This window comes from Aeromonas sp. R5-4 (genome assembly GCF_040908215.1).
Lineage (GTDB): Bacteria > Pseudomonadota > Gammaproteobacteria > Enterobacterales > Aeromonadaceae > Aeromonas > Aeromonas veronii.
On the sequence record NZ_JBFODG010000012.1, the window covers coordinates 65886 to 86815 of the forward strand.

Annotated in this window: 20 protein-coding genes; 15 read left to right on the forward strand and 5 right to left on the reverse strand. The window is 57.5% G+C overall.

Translation table 11 applies throughout. The features are described 5' to 3' along the window. Window positions 1–31: 31 nt before the first annotated feature. The 3 genes from AB5Y83_RS04270 to AB5Y83_RS04280 form a co-directional block, all read right to left on the reverse strand. The gene (locus AB5Y83_RS04270) at window positions 32–796 is read right to left on the reverse strand and encodes an ATP-binding cassette domain-containing protein (protein WP_076494161.1); all 765 of its coding nucleotides are present in this window, start codon (window positions 794–796) and stop codon (window positions 32–34) included. A gap of 46 nt (window positions 797–842) precedes the next feature. Further along, window positions 843–2489: a multidrug ABC transporter permease/ATP-binding protein gene (locus AB5Y83_RS04275; protein ID WP_368174756.1), complete on the reverse strand. Its 1647-nt coding sequence runs from the start codon at window positions 2487–2489 to the stop codon at window positions 843–845. A gap of 79 nt (window positions 2490–2568) precedes the next feature. Next, window positions 2569–4665, reverse strand: coding sequence for a TonB-dependent siderophore receptor (locus tag AB5Y83_RS04280; RefSeq protein WP_368174757.1), 2097 nt, complete (start codon window positions 4663–4665; stop codon window positions 2569–2571). 396 nt (window positions 4666–5061) lie between these two features. On the opposite strand from AB5Y83_RS04280, the gene mioC reads away from it, so the two are divergent. From mioC to glmU, 15 genes are all read left to right on the forward strand, one after another. Beyond that, window positions 5062–5511: an FMN-binding protein MioC gene (gene mioC / locus AB5Y83_RS04285; RefSeq protein WP_005339325.1), complete on the forward strand. Its 450-nt coding sequence runs from the start codon at window positions 5062–5064 to the stop codon at window positions 5509–5511. Window positions 5512–6019: 508 nt separating this feature from the next. After that, the gene (mnmG, locus tag AB5Y83_RS04290) at window positions 6020–7909 is read left to right on the forward strand and encodes a tRNA uridine-5-carboxymethylaminomethyl(34) synthesis enzyme MnmG (protein WP_005357220.1); all 1890 of its coding nucleotides are present in this window, start codon (window positions 6020–6022) and stop codon (window positions 7907–7909) included. Between the two features lie 21 nt (window positions 7910–7930). Beyond that, window positions 7931–8557 carry a 16S rRNA (guanine(527)-N(7))-methyltransferase RsmG gene (gene rsmG / locus AB5Y83_RS04295; RefSeq protein ID WP_041202839.1) on the forward strand — a complete coding sequence of 209 codons (627 nt, stop codon included), beginning with the start codon at window positions 7931–7933 and terminating at the stop codon, window positions 8555–8557. Window positions 8558–8583: 26 nt separating this feature from the next. Next, window positions 8584–9387 carry a ParA family protein gene (locus AB5Y83_RS04300; RefSeq protein WP_005357226.1) on the forward strand — a complete coding sequence of 268 codons (804 nt, stop codon included), beginning with the start codon at window positions 8584–8586 and terminating at the stop codon, window positions 9385–9387. Beyond that, window positions 9384–10292, forward strand: coding sequence for a ParB/RepB/Spo0J family partition protein (locus AB5Y83_RS04305; protein WP_267513758.1), 909 nt, complete (start codon window positions 9384–9386; stop codon window positions 10290–10292). The genes AB5Y83_RS04300 and AB5Y83_RS04305 overlap by 4 nt, the downstream gene beginning before the upstream one ends. A gap of 190 nt (window positions 10293–10482) precedes the next feature. Further along, window positions 10483–10893 carry an ATP synthase subunit I gene (locus AB5Y83_RS04310; RefSeq protein WP_019445506.1) on the forward strand — a complete coding sequence of 137 codons (411 nt, stop codon included), beginning with the start codon at window positions 10483–10485 and terminating at the stop codon, window positions 10891–10893. Between the two features lie 8 nt (window positions 10894–10901). Beyond that, window positions 10902–11684, forward strand: coding sequence for a F0F1 ATP synthase subunit A (gene atpB, locus AB5Y83_RS04315; protein WP_005339335.1), 783 nt, complete (start codon window positions 10902–10904; stop codon window positions 11682–11684). Between the two features lie 58 nt (window positions 11685–11742). Next, on the forward strand, window positions 11743–11985 hold the full coding sequence (gene atpE, locus AB5Y83_RS04320) for a F0F1 ATP synthase subunit C (protein ID WP_005307205.1): 243 nt from the start codon (window positions 11743–11745) through the stop codon (window positions 11983–11985). Between the two features lie 54 nt (window positions 11986–12039). Next, window positions 12040–12510, forward strand: coding sequence for a F0F1 ATP synthase subunit B (gene atpF / locus AB5Y83_RS04325; RefSeq protein WP_005339336.1), 471 nt, complete (start codon window positions 12040–12042; stop codon window positions 12508–12510). A gap of 13 nt (window positions 12511–12523) precedes the next feature. Further along, window positions 12524–13057 (forward strand): F0F1 ATP synthase subunit delta, encoded by a 534-nt coding sequence (gene atpH / locus AB5Y83_RS04330; RefSeq protein WP_368174758.1) that lies wholly within the window; start codon window positions 12524–12526, stop codon window positions 13055–13057. A 15-nt stretch (window positions 13058–13072) separates the two neighbouring features. Continuing rightward, on the forward strand, window positions 13073–14614 hold the full coding sequence (atpA, locus tag AB5Y83_RS04335; RefSeq protein WP_005339342.1) for a F0F1 ATP synthase subunit alpha: 1542 nt from the start codon (window positions 13073–13075) through the stop codon (window positions 14612–14614). Between the two features lie 43 nt (window positions 14615–14657). Then, window positions 14658–15524, forward strand: coding sequence for a F0F1 ATP synthase subunit gamma (gene atpG, locus AB5Y83_RS04340; RefSeq protein ID WP_005339343.1), 867 nt, complete (start codon window positions 14658–14660; stop codon window positions 15522–15524). A 33-nt stretch (window positions 15525–15557) separates the two neighbouring features. Next, window positions 15558–16946 carry a F0F1 ATP synthase subunit beta gene (atpD, locus tag AB5Y83_RS04345; RefSeq protein ID WP_005339344.1) on the forward strand — a complete coding sequence of 463 codons (1389 nt, stop codon included), beginning with the start codon at window positions 15558–15560 and terminating at the stop codon, window positions 16944–16946. Between the two features lie 18 nt (window positions 16947–16964). Then, a complete protein-coding gene (locus tag AB5Y83_RS04350) occupies window positions 16965–17393 on the forward strand; it encodes a F0F1 ATP synthase subunit epsilon (RefSeq protein ID WP_005339345.1) in 429 nt (142 codons plus the stop codon). Window positions 17394–17488: 95 nt separating this feature from the next. Then, entirely contained in the window at window positions 17489–18850 is a 1362-nt protein-coding gene (gene glmU / locus AB5Y83_RS04355) for a bifunctional UDP-N-acetylglucosamine diphosphorylase/glucosamine-1-phosphate N-acetyltransferase GlmU (protein ID WP_368174759.1), read from the forward strand. A gap of 58 nt (window positions 18851–18908) precedes the next feature. Here the strand turns inward: glmU and creD are convergent, their stop codons facing one another. Both creD and AB5Y83_RS04365 read right to left on the reverse strand, forming a co-directional pair. Beyond that, entirely contained in the window at window positions 18909–20285 is a 1377-nt protein-coding gene (gene creD / locus AB5Y83_RS04360; RefSeq protein WP_368174760.1) for a cell envelope integrity protein CreD, read from the reverse strand. A gap of 117 nt (window positions 20286–20402) precedes the next feature. Further along, window positions 20403–20882 (reverse strand): DUF1566 domain-containing protein, encoded by a 480-nt coding sequence (locus tag AB5Y83_RS04365; protein ID WP_279488649.1) that lies wholly within the window; start codon window positions 20880–20882, stop codon window positions 20403–20405. Between the last annotated feature and the right edge of the window lie 48 nt (window positions 20883–20930).

The following is a 20930-nucleotide window of genomic DNA, read 5'->3' on the forward strand; positions in this document are numbered from 1 at the left end:
TCTTCAATAAAAGGTTCAAGGATGCCCCCGGTCAGACGATGGCGATGGGATGAGCATGAGCCGGGTGGCGAATGACCTCCATCGGAATGCCATAGATAGCATGCAGGGTCTCGCTGGTCATGAGCCCCTCCGGTTCACCGTGGGTGAGCAGGCGGCCGGAGTGGAGCGCCACCAGCCGATCACAGAAGCGGGAGGCCATATTGATGTCGTGAATGACGATGATGACCCCAAGGTTGAGCTGACGGCTCAACTGCTTGACGAGCGTCAGCACCTCCACCTGATGGGCCACATCCAGCGCGGCCAGCGGCTCGTCCAGCAGGATAAAGCGGCTCTCCTGGGCCAGCAGCATCGCCAGCCAGACCCGCCCCCGCTCGCCGCCGGAGAGGGTATCCACCAGCCGATCGGCAAAGCGTTCGGTATGGGTAAGGGCGATGGCCCGATCGACCTGACGGTGATCCTCCGCCCCCATCCGGCCCAGCAGGCCGCGCCAGGGGTAGCGGCCCATCTCCACCAGCTCCCTCCCGAGCAGATTCTCGGCGCTCGGCAAATGCTGGGGCAGATAGGCCACCTGACGGGCAAACTCCCGATTGCCCCAGTCGGGCAGCGGCTTGCCATCGAACAGGATCTCGCCGTCACTGAGGGGTTGCTGGCGTGCCAGTAGCTTGAGCAGGGTCGATTTGCCCGACCCATTGTGGCCGATGAGGCCATAGACCTGTCCCTGCTCGAAACGCAGGTCGGTGGGGTGCAGCAGCGTGCGGTCATTGACCGTGAAGCTGGCTGATTTCATCTCGAACATAAGCAATTCCTGTGCTGGCTTGCCGCCAGTCTCATCGGTGCCGGCATCAAGCCGGCACCTCGCAATCGAGGTGAGCGATCGCATCACGGCTCACTGCGGCGCGGCGCGCCCCGGTCAGTTCGGTGAGCTGACCCTGACGCATCTCCAGCAGGCGATCTGCCAGCGGGAAGTAGTGATCATCGTGACTGATGGCAATCACCGTCTTGCCCATCTCCTTGAGGCGCGGCAGCAGCGCCTGATAGAAGATGCGACGGAACTGGGGATCCTGATCCGCGGCCCATTCGTCAAACAGCATCACTTCGCGCTGCTCGGCCAGCGCCAGCAGCAGGGCGACCCGCTTGCGCTGCCCTTGGGAGAGATTGATATCGGCGATAAAGCCATCCTCGATGGTGAGCTTGCTGCCCATCAGCAACCGCTCCAGCCACTCGGCCACCAGCTCATCCTTGGGTTCCGGCCCCAGCAGATGCTGGAACAGGTGATAGTCGGTGAAGATGGCGGAGAAGAGCGCCAGATAGCCGTTGCGATCGGTGATCGGCTCACCATCCAGCAGGATCCGGCCCGATACCGGCTGGTAAAGGCCGGTCAGCAGCATGGCCAGCGTCGACTTGCCGGAGCCATTGCCACCGATGATGAAAATCTGCTCCCCCTTTTCGATGACCAGATCGATGGGACCGACGGCAAAGCCGCCCTCCCCCTGATAGTGAAAGCTCACCTGCTCCAACTCGATACGCTGCCAGGGGCGGATGGCGGGCGGCAGCGGGAAGTCCGCATCCGGCTCGGCCAGATTGAGGGCGGCGATCTTGTCGAACGCCACCTGAGCGGCAAGCAGGGTCGGCAGGGCGCCAATCCCCTGCAACAGCGGGGTGCGCAGGAACAGCAGGGTCAGCGCAAAGGTGGCGGCCACATTGGTGTTGGCCCAGCCAAGGCCGTTGGCCAGAAAGAAGACCAGACCGATGGCCCCCAGCATCATGATATTCGACCAGTTCACCGCGCTCAGGTGATAAGTGTCGGCGCGGATGATCTGCTGGCGGTAGTCACGGGCATTCTGCTCATAGAGCTGGTGGTAAACGAAGTGAGCCCGCTCGCGGTTGAGCGCCAGCTCCTTGCTGCCAGCGATGATGGCCTGATAGTTCTGATAGAGCCGATCTTCGGCCTGACGCATGTGGGAGAGATGGCGATAAACACGGTTCACCAGCAACCAGCCCACCACCATGGTGACGGTGACCCAGAGTGCGGTCACCCCGAGTAATGCAGGAGAGAGCCAGCCAAGATAGAGGGCAGAGCCCAGCGTGAGTACCATCCCCTGCACCAGCTCCGGCAGGCGCACGAAGGCGATGGTGATCTGGCCGATATCGCCGGAGAGGGAGGCCAGCAGAGGCCCCTGACCAATCTGGCGGATGCGGGCGACATCGGTATCCAGCAGTTGCTTGAGCAGACGGCCACGCAACCGGTAGACAAAATGGTGACCGAGAGTGGTCAGGGCCAGCTGAGATCCGAGAGTGATCACCAGCAGCAACACAATCAGGCCGACCAGCTGACCGAGGATCGGCAGCGGATCACCTATAGATTCGATAAGAGACTGATTGATAAAAGCAATGACGCCAATCCCGCTGACGGCACTGAGCAGACTGAGCAGGGTGATGGCGATAAAGGGCCAACGATATTGGCGATAAACCAGAGACAAGAGTTCCATAACGGACCGGTATTCCAGAGAGATCAGAACAACTGCGGGTGAAAAGAAGGGCGGGAATCCGGTTCCCGCCCGACTTCGATTACCAGCGGTAGTTGATGCTACCCACTACGCTGCGCGGCTCGCCGTAGTAGCAGTAGTAGTCACAACTGGCCACGTAGGTTTCACCCAGCAGGTTGTTGACGTTGAGCTGGGCACGCCAGTTCTTGGCAAAGTCATACCCGATCATCGCATCCCAGACGGTATGGGCCGGCACCTCGGCAGAACCGTAGATGGGGGTGTAGTCCGCATTCACGGCGCCAATACCCACGCTGGAACCGATATAACGCACACCGGTACCCAGCTCCAGACCTGAAGCCACCCCTTGCTGCACCTTGTAGTTACCCCAGAAGGAGGCCTGGTGGCGCGGGATCAGGCTGGCACGGCGATCGCCACTGCCGGTGTCGTTGGTTTTGGCATCGGTGTAGGTATAAGCAGCGGTCAGACGCAGCGCATCGGTCACCTGCACGCTCCCTTCCAGCTCAACCCCCTGAGAGGTCACTTCACCCGCCTGGGTCTGCTGGCCGGAACCGGTAGAGACCAGCGAGTTGGTCTGGGCCAGATCGAACAGCGCCAGATTGATGTAACCGTCGAGGAAGGCAGGCGCATACTTCACGCCGGTCTCGTAGAGCTTGCCCTTGAGCGGCTTGTAGGAACTCTTGGTGTTGGGATCTATCCCCGGCAGCACCTCGAACGACTCGGCATAGGCAAAGTAGGGAGAGAGGCCGTTGTCAGCCAGATACATCAGGCTGCCCGAGAGGGATAGCTCGTGATCGTACTGGCGCTCGTCCTTGCTGGTATTGGTGTTGTGGGTCTCCACATAGTCGAAACGGCCACCGGCAGTCAGCAACCAGCGATCGTCCCAGCGGACCTGGTGCTGGGCATAGAGACCGCTCTGGCCCTTGCTGCTCTTCTGGTGAGTGGCGGTCGACTCGTCAAAACCGGGGAAGCCGCTGTAATCCGGGTTCATGGTATTGATGGAGCCCATACCGTAGTTGTCGGCCTCGACCCCTTCATTGACATGACGCTGCAGATCAACCCCCAGCAACAAGGTCTGCTCGGTGCTGTCGGTGTTCCAGTAGCCCACCATCTGGTTATCCATGGTGGCACTCTTGGTATTGCCATCACGGTAAACCAGGCCACGACTGGCAGTTGTGCCTTCATAGGTCGGGAAGATATAGGTCTGGCGCAGCAGCAGATCGTTATAGTTGAAACGGACGTTCTGCTTGAACTCCCAGGTCTGGTTGAGCTGGTGGGCCAGCTCATAACCGGTGGAGATCTGGGTATTGCGGTTGCGATCGTAATCCGGCTGGCTCAGGTTGGTGGAGGGATCAATCTGGCCACCTGACGTATTCAGGGTGCCATAGACCGGGAAGAAGCCGTTGGTCGGGACCCCTTCGTCGTGCAGGAAGCTGGCCAGCAGGGTCAGGCTGGTACGATCCGAAAGACCGAAGGTAACGCTGGGCGCCAGATAAACCCGATCGTTGTAAGTACCGGTAAGCACCCCATCACGCTCTTTATAAAGAGCAACCATGCGGTAGCGGCTGTTGTCGGAGAGCGCGTCAGAGACATCCACCCCGACCTGACGATGATCCCGGCTGCCAAGCTGCAGATCCACCTGCCCTTGCGGCGTGGCGGTCGGCCGCTTGCTGATGGCATTGATCACCCCGCCCGGAGGCGCCTCACCGTAAAGGATCGAGGCTGGCCCCTTCAGCACTTCCACACTCTCCAGACCGAACGGTTCCGGCGTCCAGACGTAGTAGCCGGTGCCAAACAGCCGGTTGCCATCCAGATAAGAGGCGGCATCGAAGCCACGCACCTTGAACCAGTCGGTGTTGTTGTCGGAACCATAGAGGCCGGTCAATACGCCGGAACGGTAGCGAATCGCTTCATCCAGTTGCAACACGGCGTGCTGATCCAGCTCCTCGCGATTAACCACGGAGACGGCGCGAGGCGTCTCGGCCATCGGCACTTCCACCTTCATGGCCGTACCTGTCACCACCATGGTTTCGCTGGCTTTGGGCAGCTCAGCGGTGGTTTGTTCGGCCATCAGCGGCAGGGAGACGAGCAAACCGGAGAGCGAAAGCACGCCGAAGGCGCCCTTCTTGCCGGGTCCTGTTGTGTATTTTTGCGCAATCATATTAAAGTCTCGTTTATCAATGAGTTATGTTGTTTTAATTGTTATTTGTGGTCGTTTGTCACGACATCACCCTGTTCCATGGGCGAATAAAGCAGCGCAATCCTACTACAGGAGCCGTGATCGAATCGATTCAATAATTGCTAATCATTTGCATCTACATTGTTATCTGGCTGCATCGTTGGCAGGATTTCGCGGGAGATGGGAGCCATCAGGAGAGCTATTAGCGGAGAATAAAATGGAGAGGAATATAAAGAAGCAGAAAAAAGATCGGCAGGATGGATCCGGTGGCATTATCTGACTGGATCCATTATCCCCAAGCTTTATCCATATTTATCCACACCCTTTGGCGGTAGAATCCGGCTTTCCGTTTCTTTGTCTGAAATCAGGATCCATTCCATGGCCAAACTCAATCTCGTCGTCGGCTCCATGCTGGGCGCCGCCGAATATGTCGCAGACCACGTCGCCAACCTGCTGGAACAGGCTGGCCACCAGACCCGGATCCACAACCCGGCCAAGCTGGCAGAGGTGCTGGATGATGCGGGATCCATCCTGCTGGTGATCACTTCCACCCATGGTGCCGGGGATGTGCCCGACAACTTGCAACCCTTCGCCAAGGATCTTGCCGAGCAGCATCCGGATCTTAATTCATTGAAATATGGCGTGATCGCCCTTGGCGACAGCAGTTATGACACCTTTTGCCAGGGCGGCAAGACGCTGGATCGCCTGCTGGCCGAGTGCGGAGCCAGCCGGATTGGCGAGCGACTCGACATCGATGTGACCCAACACGAGATCCCCGAAGATGCCGCAGAAGTGTGGATCCGCGACTGGATGACGATGATCGCCTGATCAGCGTGCGGGAGATCCTGAAAAAAAGCTTGATCTCCCCACTTATCCCCAGATCGACTATCCACCATGTTATTAACAGATTGATCCGGGGGAGTTGTTCTACAAGGTTACCCACAACGCCCAGGGGTAATGTGCATAACTACGGTGTAAAGCTCTGCAAAACCTATAGTTATCCATGTATTAGATCCAGACCGACAGACCTCTGTGTATAAAAGTCCTGGTTATCCCCTCGTTCACCGGGCTAGGATCCAAGCTTTTCCACAAGCTAGGATCGTCCTTAAATTAATGATCTTTATGATCAAAAAGTGCTTATCAACAGAAAGGGCGGATCCTAATAAGAGATCCAGTAAAAGATCGATCTAAAGATCCTTAAGATCTAATTAGTGGATCCTCCCTTCATACTGAACGTTAAGTAGACGTTCCCCTCTGGACGCGAAACAGATAGAATGTTCCGCCCTTTAGCCCAGGCAAATAAAGATCTTCAGGCGTGCAGATCAAGGTGATCCCAATGCAATACCATGAACAATTTGATGTGATCGTCGTCGGTGGCGGTCATGCCGGAACCGAAGCAGCAACAGCGGCAGCCCGTATGGGCATGAACACCCTGTTACTGACCCACAATATCGATACGCTGGGACACATGTCCTGTAATCCGGCGATCGGTGGGATCGGCAAGGGACACCTGGTCAGGGAAGTTGACGCACTCGGCGGGATCATGGCGCGTGCCATCGATCTTGGCGGGATCCAGTTCCGCACCCTCAACTCCTCCAAGGGCCCGGCAGTGCGAGCCACTCGTGCCCAGGCGGATCGCCTGCTCTACAAGGCTGTCGTTCGCCAGATGCTGGAGAATTACCCGAACCTGAAGATCTTCCAGCAGGCCTGTGACGATCTGATCATGGACGGGGATCGTGTTGCCGGTGTGGTCACCCAGAGCGGGATCCGCATCAGTGGCAAGACTGTGGTGCTGACGGTCGGTACCTTCCTGAATGGTTTGATCCACATCGGGATGGAAAACTACAAGGGCGGCCGTGCCGGGGATCCTCCCTCGATCGCCCTGGCCCAGCGCCTGCGTGAACTGCCGCTGCGCATCGATCGTCTCAAGACCGGCACCCCGCCGCGCATCGATGCCCGCAGCGTCGATTTCTCCGTAATGCAGGAACAGCACGGCGACGATCCGCGCCCCGTCTTCTCGTTTATCGGCAATGCCAGCCAGCATCCCCGTCAGGTGCCCTGCTACGTCACCCACACCAACGAGCGTACCCACGAGGTGATCCGCAATAACCTGGATCGCAGCCCCATGTACGCCGGCGTGATCGAGGGGATCGGCCCGCGCTACTGCCCGTCGATCGAAGACAAGATCACCCGCTTTGCCGACAAGACAGCGCACCAGATCTTCGTCGAGCCGGAAGGCCTGACCACCCACGAACTCTATCCGAACGGGATCTCCACCAGCCTGCCGTTTGACGTGCAGGTGCAGATCGTTCGTTCTGTGCGCGGCTTCGAGAACGCCCACATCACCCGCCCCGGCTATGCCATCGAATATGATTTCTTCGATCCGCGGGATCTCAAGGCCAACATGGAGAGCAAGTGCATTCCAAATCTGTTCTTTGCCGGCCAGATCAACGGCACGACCGGTTACGAAGAGGCTGCGGCACAAGGCTTGATGGCGGGTTTGAACGCGGCCTTGCGTGCACAAGACAAGGATCCCTGGAACCCGCGTCGGGATCAGGCCTACATGGGCGTGATGATGGACGATCTCTCCACCCTGGGGACCCGCGAGCCTTACCGCATGTTCACCAGCCGCGCCGAATATCGCCTGCTGCTGCGTGAAGACAACGCCGATATCCGCCTGACAGCCATCGGTCGCGAGCTGGGTCTGGTGGATGACGAGCGCTGGAGCAAATTCAACGCCAAGATGGAACAGGTCGAGCTGGAGCGTCAGCGCATGCGTTCAACCTGGATCCACCCGCAACATCCGTCACTGGAAGCGGTCAACGCCCTGGTCAACACCCCGCTGACCCGCGAACAGAGTCTGGAAGAGCTGTTGCGTCGTCCCGAGGTGACCTATGATGCGCTGATGGCCATCGAAGGTGTCGGTCCTTCCGTGACCGATCCTGCCGCGGCCGAACAGGTTGAGATCCAGATCAAGTACGCCGGTTACATCGAGCGTCAACACGATGAAGTGGAAAAGCAGCTGCGCAATGAGAACACCCTGCTGCCGCTGGATCTGGACTATCGCGAGGTGAACGGCCTCTCCAACGAGGTGAAAGCCAAGCTGAACGATGCCAAGCCGCAGACCATCGGTCAGGCTTCCCGCATCTCCGGCATCACCCCGGCGGCCATCTCCATCCTGCTGGTTCACCTGAAAAAACACGGCCTGCTGCGTAAAACCGCCTGAGGATTCTTACCGTTGGAAAATATGCTGGAAAGATTGAACGGCCTGCTCATGCAGGCCGGAATTGTTATCACCGATACCCAAAAGAGCCAACTGGTGCAGTTGGTCGAGTTGCTGCACAAGTGGAACAAGGCTTACAATCTCACCTCGGTGCGAGATCCGGACGCCATGCTGGTCAAGCATATCCTCGATAGCCTGGTGGTAAGCCCCCACTTGCATGGTGAGCGCTTCATCGACGTGGGGACAGGTCCCGGCCTGCCGGGATTGCCGCTGGCGATCATCAATCCGGACAAGCAGTTCGTCCTGCTCGACAGTCTGGGCAAGCGGATCAACTTCATCCGTCAGGTGATCCAGGAGCTGGGTCTGACCAATGTGACGCCGGTCAAATCCCGGGTTGAAGAGTATCAACCCGAGGTGGGATTTGATGGTGTACTGAGTCGGGCATTTGCCTCGCTGGAGGACATGCTGAGCTGGTGTCACCACCTGCCGTCAGAACAGGGTTGCTTCCTGGCACTCAAGGGACAATATCCCGAGCAGGAGCTGGCCCAGTTGCCTGCCAATATCCGTCTGGTAGCCTGTCATGAGTTGCGGGTGCCGGAGCTGGAAGGCGAACGTCATCTGCTGGAATTCAAACATATCCAGCCCGAATAGGGTCGCAGTTTCATTTAGGGGATCGTGTGGGAAAAGTCATCGCCATAGCCAACCAGAAGGGTGGAGTGGGTAAAACCACCACCTGTGTGAATCTGGCCGCCTCCATGGCTGCCACCCGGCGCAAGGTGCTGGTGATCGATCTGGATCCGCAGGGCAATGCCACCATGGGCAGCGGTGTCGACAAGTATGATGTCGAGCGCACCGCCTATGAGCTGCTGATCGAGGATGCCCCCATCAGCGAAGTGATCATCCCCGAAACCACCGGGGGCTATCACCTGATTGCCGCCAACGCCGACGTGACCGCGGCCGAAATCCGTCTGATGGAATTTTTCGCCCGCGAAATCCGCCTGCGCAATGCGCTAGCCTCGGTGCGGGACAAATACGACTACGTCTTCATCGACTGCCCGCCCTCTCTCAACATGCTGACCGTGAACGCCATGGCCGCCGCCGACTCCGTGCTGGTGCCCATGCAGTGCGAATATTACGCGCTGGAGGGGCTCACCGCCCTGGTCGACACCATCAGCAAGCTGGCCGCCGTGGTCAATCCGGAGCTCAAGATCGAAGGGGTGCTGCGCACCATGTTCGATCACCGCAACCGGCTGGCCAATGATGTGTCCGATCAGCTAAAACAGCACTTTGGCGACAAAGTCTACCGCACAATCATTCCCCGCAACGTTAGACTGGCTGAGGCCCCGAGTTTCGGTGCCCCGGCCATGCACTATGACAAATCATCGGTGGGCGCCAAGGCCTACCTGGCACTGGCTGGCGAGATCCTGCGCCGCCAGGAGCAGGAACGTCAGGCGACCATCGCAGACCGAGAGAGCATATGACTCCGAAAAAACGTGGACTGGGCAAGGGGCTGGATGCCCTGCTCAGTACCAGCACGGCTGCCCGCCAGAAACAGGTGATGAGCGATCAACGTACTGAAGAAGCCATGGCCCCCACCAATCAGGGCGAGCTGCGCAAGCTGCCGGTGGAGTGGTTGCAGTCCGGCAAGTACCAGCCCCGCAAAGACATGTCCCAGGATGCACTGGAAGAGCTTGCCAACTCCATCCGCGCCCAGGGGGTGATCCAGCCCATCGTGGTACGCCCTCTCGGCGAACAATCCTTCGAAATCATCGCCGGTGAACGGCGCTGGCGCGCGTCCCAGCTGGCGCGGCTCGAGGTGGTGCCCTGCATCGTCAAGGATGTACCCGACGAGGCTGCCGTCGCCATCGCGCTGATTGAGAATATTCAGCGGGAAGACCTCAATGCCATCGAAGAGGCGGTCGCTTTACAAAGACTGCTGACCGAATTCGAACTCACCCACCAGCAGGTGGCCGAGGCGGTGGGCAAGTCCCGCACCACGGTGACCAACCTGTTGCGTCTCAACCAGCTCAACGACGACGTGAAGCGTTTCGTCGAGCATGGCGACCTCGACATGGGCCATGCCCGTGCCCTGCTGGCTCTGAGCGGCCAGGCCCAGTCTGAACTGGCCAAGCTAGTTGCCCAGAAAGGGCTGACCGTACGCGATACCGAGAAGCTGGTGCAAAAAGCGCTCGAACCGGCAAAAGCCTGGGTCGAACCGGCCCGTGATCCGCAGATCGGCTACCTGGAGCGCCAACTGGCAGAAAAAATTGGCAATCAGGTGCAACTTCAGCCTGGCAAGCGGGATAGCGGGAAGTTAGTAATAAGTTACGAGAATTTGTCCGATTTGGACCGTATATTGGGCTATTTTGGCGTGTCGGAATCGTGATTTTTACGCTTTTTGTAGTAATAAAACATCCATTCCTTTTGATATGACCATAACCCTGATTTGCCGCGGAAAGCCGCAAAAATTAAGGATTTTTGTCATATTGCAATAGCTGCCCTCAAGGGTATAATTTGACCGGCTTTAAGAGCTGTTAACATGGGGTCTTCGGATCCCGATTTTTTACAGTTCTGTAATGTTCAGGGGTAGGTTGGTGAAGCAGAAAATAGCCTTGGAAGGTTTGACACTGGCCTTGGTTATGCTCGTTTGTCAGCTCATCCTGATCCTGGCGATGAGTGCCGTCTGGTTTTACCTGACTGGTGCTAGCGCCGGTTATTCCGCCCTCTACGGAGGGGGGATGTACTGGGTTCCTCAAGCCTTGTTTACTGTCTGGGTGCTGCGCCGCAAGGTGACAACCGAGAGTGTGGGCCTGGTTTTGCGGGACTTTTATGGTGGGGCAGGGATTAAGCTCATTTCTACAACAGGTCTATTCGCCCTGATGTTTGGTGCGGGAGTCGAGGTCGTTACCGTCTCGTTTTTCGCCACTTATATCCTCGCCCTCGTTGTACAGTGGATGGTTTCATTCACGCTTAACAACCACTATTAGGAAAACTCATGTCTGCAACCGGAGAAGTCCTGACTCCTCAGGGATATATCTCCCACCACCTGACCCACCTTCAAGTCGGGTCCGGGTTCTGGACGGTCAATATCGACTCAATGGTATTTTCCGTCGTGCTAGGCGCTCTGTTTATCCTGCTGTTCCGCAAAGTAGCCGTTAACGCTACCAGCGGGGTGCCGGGTAAGCTGCAGTGCTTTGTGGAGATGCTGGTCGAGTTTGTGAATGGTAACGTCAAAGACATCTTTCACGGTCGCAACAAGGTCATCGCACCTTTGGGGCTGACGGTGTTTGTGTGGATCTTCCTGATGAACTTCATGGATCTGATCCCCGTTGACTTTATCCCTCACGCTGCACAATTGATGGGTATTCCCTATCTGCGTGTGGTTCCCTCTGCTGACGTTAACATCACCATGTCCATGGCTTTGGGCGTGTTCTTCTTGATCCTGTATTACAGCATCAAGGTCAAGGGTATCGGCGGGTTTGTGAAGGAGCTGACGCTTCAGCCTTTCAACCACCCGGCGGCCATCCCGGTTAACCTCATCCTGGAAACTGTTACGCTGATTTCCAAACCTGTTTCTCTGGGTCTTCGACTGTTCGGCAACATGTATGCTGGCGAACTGATCTTTATCCTGATTGCTGGTTTGTTACCCTGGTGGTCACAGTGGATCCTGTCCGTGCCTTGGGCAATTTTCCACATCCTGATCATCACTTTGCAGGCATTCATTTTCATGGTTCTGACCATCGTCTATCTGTCGATGGCGCAGGAAGACCATGGTTGATGCAACTCAAATAATCCTTTTTATACAATCAATTACATCTAAATAACTGGAGATCCTCATGGAAAACTTGAACATGGACCTGCTGTACATCGCTGCTGCAATGATGATGGGTCTGGCTGCTATCGGCGCTTCCATCGGTATCGGTATCCTGGGTGGTAAGTTCCTGGAAGGTGCTGCTCGTCAACCGGATCTGATCCCTGTTCTGCGTACCCAGTTCTTCATCGTAATGGGTCTGGTGGATGCGATCCCGATGATCGCCGTTGGTCTGGGTCTGTACGTGATGTTTGCGGTTGCTGGCTAAGTCGTTACGACTCTCCAGGCATAACCCATTAACTAACTTAAGAGGACATCGGCTGTGAATATCAATGCCACCCTCCTCGGCCAAGCAATTGCTTTTTTCTTCTTCGTAGTGTTTTGCATGAAGTATGTATGGCCGCCGCTGATTGCTGCCATCGAAGCCCGTCAGAAAGCTATTGCTGACGGTCTCTCTTCTGCCGAGCGTGCCAAGAAAGATCTGGATTTGGCCAAGGCCAACGCCACCGATCAGCTGAAAGAAGCCAAGCTGCAGGCTGCTGAAATCATTGAGCAGGCTAACAAACGTAAAGCCCAGATCATTGATGAAGCTGCCGCTGGTGCCCAGTCTGAGCGGGAAAAAATCCTGGCTCAGGGCCGTGCCGAGATCGAAGCTGAACGTCATCGTGCCAAAGAAGAACTGCGTAAGCAGGTTGCTGCTCTTGCCATTGCTGGTGCAGAGAAGATCCTGGCGCGTCAAATCGACCAGGCTGCCAACAGCGACATCGTCGACAAACTGGTAGCAGAACTGTAACGGGAACGGGGCTATGTCTGAACTGACTACAATCGCTCGCCCCTACGCCAAGGCTGCTTTCGAGTTTGCCGTTGAGCACAAGGCGGTTGACCAGTGGCTGGGTATGCTCGGTTTTGCTGCGCAAGTAGTGGAAAACGAGACCATGCACAACCTGGTAAGCGGCTCTGTGGCCGCCGAAGAGCTGGCAACGCTGTTTGTCGGTGTCTGCGGTGAGCAACTCGACGTGCATGGCCAGAACCTGATCCGGGTGATGGCCGAGAATGGTCGCTTGGGTGTGCTGCCGGCGGTCGTTGCTGAATTTGTAGCGTTCAAAGCTGAACTGGATAAAGAGGTTCAGGCTGACGTGATTTCGGCGATCGAACTGACCGACCAGCAGAAAGCCAATATTCAGGCTTCTCTGGAACAACGTCTCGCGCGCAAAGTGAAGCTGAATTGCAGCATCGATGCGTCCTTGATGGCCGGGGTGCTCATCAAGGCCGGTGATCTGGTAATCGACGGCACAGTCCGCGGTAAGCTGGATCGCATGGCTGACGCGCTGCAATCTTGATTGGGGTATTAGAGCATGCAACTGAATTCCACTGAAATCGCCGAGCTGATCAAGCAGCGCATTGCGCAGTTTGATGTAAAGAGCGAAGCGCGTAACGAAGGTACTATCGTCTCTGTGAGCGACGGTATCATTCGTATTCACGGCCTGGCTGATGCCATGCAGGGTGAGATGATCGAGCTGCCGGGCAACCGCTACGCTCTGGCATTGAACCTGGAGCGTGACTCCGTCGGTGCGGTGATTATGGGTTCCTATGACGGTCTGTCAGAAGGAATGAAAGTAAAAGGTACTGGCCGTATTCTGGAAGTGCCGGTAGGTCGTGGTCTGTTGGGCCGGGTGTTGAACACCCTGGGTCAGCCGATCGACGGTAAAGGTCCGATCGACAACGACGGCTTCTCGCCGATCGAAGTGATCGCACCGGGCGTTATCGAGCGTAAGTCTGTTGACCAGCCGGTCCAGACCGGTCTGAAAGCCATCGATGCCATGATCCCAATCGGTCGTGGCCAGCGTGAGCTGATCATCGGTGACCGTCAGGTTGGTAAGACCGCCATCGCGATCGACACCATCATCAACCAGAAAGATTCCGGCATTAAGTGTGTCTACGTTGCGATTGGCCAGAAGGCCTCCACCATCGCCAACGTGGTGCGCAAGCTGGAAGAGCACGGTGCCCTGGCCAACACCATCGTGGTGGTTGCCTCTGCCTCCGAAGCGGCTGCCCTGCAGTACCTGGCTCCGTATGCCGGTTGCTCCATGGGTGAGTACTTCCGTGACCGCGGTGAAGACGCGCTGATCATCTATGATGACCTGTCCAAGCAGGCCGTAGCTTATCGCCAGATCTCCCTGCTGCTGCGCCGTCCGCCAGGACGTGAAGCTTACCCGGGTGACGTTTTCTATCTGCACTCCCGTCTGCTGGAGCGTGCTGCTCGCGTTAACGCCGAGTACGTAGAGAAGTTCACCAAGGGTGAAGTGAAAGGCAAGACCGGCTCTCTGACCGCGCTGCCGATCATCGAAACCCAGGCGGGTGACGTATCTGCGTTCGTTCCGACCAACGTGATCTCCATCACCGATGGTCAGATCTTCCTGACTTCACAGCTGTTCAACTCCGGTATTCGTCCGGCGGTTGACCCGGGTATCTCCGTATCCCGTGTAGGTGGTGCTGCTCAGACCAAGATCGTCAAGAAGCTGTCCGGTGGTATCCGTACCGCGCTGGCCCAGTATCGCGAACTGGCGGCATTCGCCCAGTTCTCTTCCGATCTGGACGAGGCGACTCGCAAGCAGCTGGATCACGGTGTGAAAGTGACCGAGCTGATGAAGCAGAAGCAGTACTCTCCGCTGAGCGTGGCTCACCAGTCTCTGGTGCTGTTCGCCGCCGAGAAAGGCTATCTCTCCGATGTCGAGCTGAACAAAATCGTCGACTTCGAAGCCGCTCTGCTCTCTTACGCCAATACCCAGCATGCCGAGCTGATGGCTGAAATCAATGCCAAAGCCGACTACAACGACGCGATCGTTGGCAAGCTGACTGCGTTGCTGGATAGCTTCAAAGCAACCCAGACCTGGTAAGCGTGTGTGGCAGCGTGAGCTGCCACTTGATGGAGAGTAAGAGATGGCCGGCGCAAAAGAGATACGTAACAAGATCGGGAGTGTGAAAAACACTCAGAAGATCACCGGCGCTATGGAAATGGTGGCAGCAAGCAAAATGCGCCGTGCGCAGGAACGCATGTCTGCCAGCCGTCCGTACGCTGAAACCATGCGCAAGGTGATCGGCCATATCGCTCAGGGGAACTTGGAATACAAGCACCCCTACCTCATCGAACGTGAGGTCAAGCGAGTGGGTTACATCGTCGTCTCCACCGACCGTGGCCTGTGTGGTGGTCTGAACATCAACCTGTTCAAGGCTGCCCTCAATGATATGAAGCAATGGAGCGCGAAAGGTGCCAAGGTTGACCTAGCACTGATCGGTAACAAGGCCTCCAACTTCTTTGAACGGCACGGCGCCAAGGTTAAAGCTCATGTCGCAGGACTGGGCGATAGTCCGAGCGTCAATGACCTGATTGGTTCAGTCAAGGTCATGCTGAAGGCTTACGACAACGGTGAGATTGACAAGCTGTATCTGGTGTACAACAAGTTCGTCAACACCATGGTGCAGCAACCACGGGTCGATCAACTGCTGCCTTTGCCCGTAACTGAAGACAGCAAGCTCGCCAAGAAACACCACTGGGATTACCTCTATGAGCCGGATCCCAAGAAACTGCTGGATACCCTGCTGGTTCGCTACGTCGAATCTCAGGTTTACCAGGGGGTAGTGGAAAACTTGGCAAGTGAACAGGCAGCCCGAATGGTTGCCATGCAAGCCGCGACTGACAACGCCGGTAACCTGATTAACGATCTGCAACTGGTATACAACAAGGCCCGTCAGGCCAGTATTACCCAGGAGCTGACAGAGATCGTATCCGGTGCTGCTGCGGTGTAAGGCAAGGGTTATCAAAGGTTTAGAGGATTTGACATGAGTAACGGTTTCATCGTCCAAATCATCGGCGCTGTGGTGGACATCGAGTTCCCGCAGAATGCCGTGCCCCAGGTGTACGATGCACTGAAGGTCGTTAGCGAAGGTCAAGGCCAGGGTCTGGTGCTGGAAGTTCAGCAACAGATCGGTGGCGGCGTCGTTCGTTGCATCACCATGGGCTCCTCCGACGGTCTGCGTCGTGGGTTGGAAGTAGTGAATAGCGGTAAATCCATCCAGGTTCCGGTCGGTACTGCGACTCTGGGTCGGATCATGAACGTACTGGGCGAGCCAATCGACGAAAAAGGTCCGATCGGTGAAGAAGAGTGCTGGTCTATCCACCGCGCTGCCCCCAGCTACGAAGATCAGTCCAACAGCAACGATCTGCTGGAAACAGGCATCAAGGTTATCGACCTGGTATGCCCGTTCGCCAAGGGTGGTAAGGTTGGTCTGTTCGGTGGTGCCGGTGTAGGCAAAACCGTAAACATGATGGAGCTGATCCGTAACATCGCGATCGAGCACAGTGGTTACTCTGTGTTCGCCGGTGTAGGTGAGCGTACCCGTGAGGGTAACGACTTCTACCACGAGATGATGGAGTCCAACGTACTGGACAAAGTATCTCTGGTTTACGGTCAGATGAACGAGCCGCCCGGAAACCGTCTGCGCGTTGCGCTGACCGGCCTGACCATGGCCGAGAAGTTCCGTGACGAGGGTCGTGACGTGCTGTTCTTCGTGGACAACATCTACCGTTACACCCTGGCCGGTACCGAAGTATCCGCACTGCTGGGCCGTATGCCTTCCGCAGTAGGTTACCAGCCGACCCTGGCCGAGGAGATGGGTGTTCTGCAAGAACGTATCACCTCCACCAAGACCGGTTCCATCACCTCCGTACAGGCCGTTTACGTTCCTGCGGATGACTTGACTGACCCGTCTCCGGCGACCACCTTCGCCCACCTGGATGCGACCGTCGTACTGTCCCGTCAAATCGCGGCACTGGGTATCTACCCGGCCGTTGACCCGCTGGACTCTACCTCTCGTCAGCTGGATCCGCTGGTTGTTGGCAAAGAGCACTACGAGACTGCTCGTGGCGTTCAAACCGTACTGCAGCGCTACAAAGAGCTGAAGGACATCATCGCCATCCTGGGTATGGATGAACTGTCAGAAGAAGACAAACTGACCGTAGCCCGTGCCCGTAAGATCGAGCGTTTCCTGTCCCAGCCGTTCTTCGTAGCAGAAGTGTTTACCGGTTCTCCGGGTAAATACGTGCCGCTGAAAGAGACCATCCGTGGTTTCCAGGGCATCCTGAAAGGCGAGTATGACGATCTGCCCGAGCAGGCGTTCTACATGGTTGGCGGTATCGACGAAGTCGTCGAGAAATCCAAGAAACTGTAAGCCTCGACAGGAGGGCCCATGGCAGAGATGATCTCCTTTCACCTGGATGTGGTGAGCGCCGAAGGAAAACTGTTTTCCGGTCGCGTGCAATCCGCTCAGGTATCAGGCTCCGAAGGTGAGTTGGGTCTCCGCCACGGTCATGCTCCGTTGCTGACTGCCATCAAGCCGGGCCTGGTCCGCTTGGTGAAGCAGAACGGAACTGAAGAGGTGCTGTACATCTCCGGCGGTATGCTGGAAGTACAGCCTGAATCCGTGACCGTGCTGGCGGACACCGCGATTCGTGCTGACGACTTGGATGAGGCGAAAGCCCAGGAAGCCAAGCGCGCAGCCGAAGAGCGGATCCACAGCTCCCATGGTGATATCGATTACGCCCAGGCCGCCACCGAGCTGGCCAAGGCGATGGCCCAATTGCGGGTTATCGATATCGTCAAAAAGAATTACCGCTAATAACGGTGATGTAAAAAGCGACCTTCGGGTCGCTTTTTTTTTACCCGTTGGATAGACTCCGCCGGGTATTTCCACACAAGTTCAAGGTCGAAGTCATGTCTCTCAACGTCGTGATCCTGGCGGCGGGTAAAGGTACCCGCATGCGTTCCGTTCTGCCCAAGGTACTGCACCCGGTAGCCAACAAACCCATGGTTTCCCACGTGATCGATACCGCCCGTCAGGTCGGCGCCGAGCAGCTGCATCTGGTCTATGGCCACGGTGCCGAGCTGCTGAAAGAGCGGATCGTGGCGGCCGACGTGAACTGGGTGCTGCAGGCGCAGCAGCTGGGGACCGGTCATGCCGTCGCCCAGGCGATCCCGTTCTGGAAGGATGAAGACGACGTGCTGGTGCTCTACGGCGATACCCCGCTGATCCAGCCCGAGACCCTGCAGCGACTGCTGGCTGCCAAGGCTGAAAACGGGATGGCACTGCTGACCGTGGTGCTCGACAACCCCACCGGCTATGGCCGTATCGTCCGTGAAAATGGTCAGGTGGTCGGTATCGTCGAGCAGAAGGATGCCAATGCCGAACAGCTGGCGATCGGCGAGGTGAACACCGGCGTGCTGGTGGCCAATGGCGGTCAGCTGCGCAGCTGGCTATCCCGTCTGGACAACAAGAATGCCCAGGGCGAATTCTACCTGACCGACGTGATCGCCATGGCGCACGGCGATGGCTGTCCGATCGCGGCGGTCCATCCGGAGCGTGCCGCCGAGGTGGAAGGGGCCAACAACCGGGTCCAGCTGGCTGCCCTTGAACGCAGCTACCAGCAGATGCAGGCCGAGAAGCTGATGATCGCCGGTGCCACCCTGATTGACCCTGCCCGCTTCGATCTGCGCGGAACCCTCGAGATCGGTGAAGAGGTGGTGATCGACGTCAACGTGATTATCGAAGGCAAGGTAACCCTCGGCAACCACGTCCGTATTGGTGCCGGTGCCGTGCTGAAGGATTGTGTTATTGGCGATCACACCGAAGTGAAGCCCTACTCCATCGTTGAAGGGGCTCAGGTGGCGGATCAGTGCTCGGTCGGCCCGTTTGCCCGTCTGCGCCCGGGTGCCGTGCTGGAGCAGGATGCCCACGTCGGCAACTTCGTCGAGATGAAGAAGGCTCGTTTGGGGGTTGGTTCCAAGTGCGGTCATTTGACCTATCTGGGTGATGCCGAGATCGGAGCCGGGGTAAATATCGGTGCTGGTACCATCACCTGCAACTACGACGGGGTCAACAAATTCCAGACCATCATCGAGGATGATGTGTTCGTCGGTTCCGATACCCAGCTGGTGGCGCCGGTGCGCATCGGTAAGGGGGCGACTCTGGGGGCGGGTTCTACCATCACCAAGGATGTGGCCGAGAACGAGCTGGTGATCACCCGGGTGCCCCAGCGCCACATCAAGAACTGGGCTCGCCCGGTCAAGAAGAAGTGATGTCCGATCAATAAAATAGAACCGGCGCCTGATGGCGCCGGTTTTTTTGGCTTATGACTTATGACTTATGGCTGGTGTCACTGGTCGATGACTGGGGGGCCGCCCATGTGGTGGCGGGGGCGCTGTAGTCCATCACCTGATACCAGTCGAGCTTGCGGGTCAGCAGCATGATCAGCGCCAGGGTGGCGAACAAGAGCAGGGCCCCGAGCAGCAGAGCAATCTCTTCGGCTTGCAGCAGGCTGTAGAGGATGGCATAGACCAGCCCGAGCAGCGCTGCGAAGCCGATCCCCTGTTTCGGGCCACCCAGCACATGACTGAGGTAGAAGCCGTTGAGCAGCACGCTGGCCAGTGCGGCCACCAGATAGGCCCAGCCAAAACCGAGGTGTTCGGTCAGCGCCAGCAGCACCAGATAGAAGATGGCCAGCCCCATGCCCACCAGCGCGTACTGGATCGGGTGAACCCGCAGCCCCTTGAGCAGCTCGAACATGAAGAAGCTGATAAAGGTGAGGCCGATAAACAGCAGGGCATATTTGGCCGCCCTCTCATTGAGTTGATAGTGATCCACCGGCTGCACCAGACTGACGCTGAAGGTGGAGAGATTGCTATCGCCCCCGTTCATCATCCGGTTGAAGCGGGTCTCCATGTCGCTGGCGAACCAGCTGGTTTGCCAGTTGGCCTCAAACCCTTGTGGGCTCAGGGTGCGACTGCTTGGCAGAAAGTCACCGATAAAGTTGGGGTGGGGCCAGTTGCCCGCCAGCTGCAGGGTGCTCTCCTTGCCCAGCGGCACTATGTCGAGGGTGTTCATCCCCTGCAGATTGAGCTCCAGATGAAAGGTGCCATCCTGTTGCGGCAGGCTGTCGAGCGGGGCATGGATACCCGCCAGCGCATCACCGAGGCGGGCGCCGGGGGCAAACGGGATCCTCTGTGTGCCGAGTTGCAGTTCGGGGACGCTGTTGATACCGCGGGCATCGGAGAGCACCAGGCTCAGGTAGGGTTTGCCCGCCACCAGCTCGGCCGTTTCACCGAGCGGTGAGGTCGCGTCATTCAGCAAACTCTGCCGGGTGGGCAGGCGGCCGGATAGGGTGATGCGGGTCTGGTAGACCTGCGCCTGATAGATGCCCAGCTTGCGCGGGGTGACCTCCATGTTGGCCTTGATATCCAACTGCTCCGGCAGCAGGTAGCGGTAGATCTGCTCCTGACGGACGAAGCGCTTGCCCTCCTGCTCGACCGTCACCGAACGGGTATAGGGCTGCACGATAATGGGCCCCATCAGTCGTTGCGGGCCGCTGCTGCTGGCCATGATGCTGTGAATGGCCTGATTGTGGTAAGCCTGACGCTCCCGGTTGAGCTCCATGATGGATTGCACCGGCACCATCAACAACAGGCTGAGCAACAGCAGCAGAAAGATCTTGTGGGTGAATATCTGTTTGACCATGACACGTCTCCTTGTTTGATGGAGTGAGTCTGTCAGTCCGGCGTGAAGTGGTGATGGGCTTGTGTGAAGTGGCGGTGAACTGTTGAAAAACGGCGCCATCAGACGCCGTTGGATTGTTTAGGTGCGGGAGCGCACCAACCGAGCGGCTTGTGCGAAACGATCGGTGTGGCCGTCGATGAGTCCGTGCATAAAGTCGATGTAATAGACCAGTTCCGGCATCTCCTCAATGGAGCTGGAGGTCCAGTAGGGGGCTGAATTTTCCCCGTTGTCATGGATATCGGAGAAGAAGCGCGGGTCTGTCATTGGCATCCGGCAATTTTCGTCGAGCAGGGTGAAGAGCTCCTCGATGGTGGGGAGTCGCCACCCCTCGCCAAGGCGGGCTGCTTCATCTTTGGCTTCAAGCAGCGTGAGCAGGGCCGGTGTGCCCACGCAACCTTTCCCTTTCTGCCACTGGCTGCCGAGGCTGCACGCCTGCCATTCGAGGTGGTTTAGCCGATCATGGATGACTTCTCCCTGCCGCGTCAGGCGGTCGGAGAGATCACAGGCAGCCAGCGCCATGCTGGCCGGAAGCCAGAGCAGCAATAGATATAATTTCATGTTTGTCTCGTTTACGAATGGCGGTCAGCCCGTCGCTGGTGGGCTGAC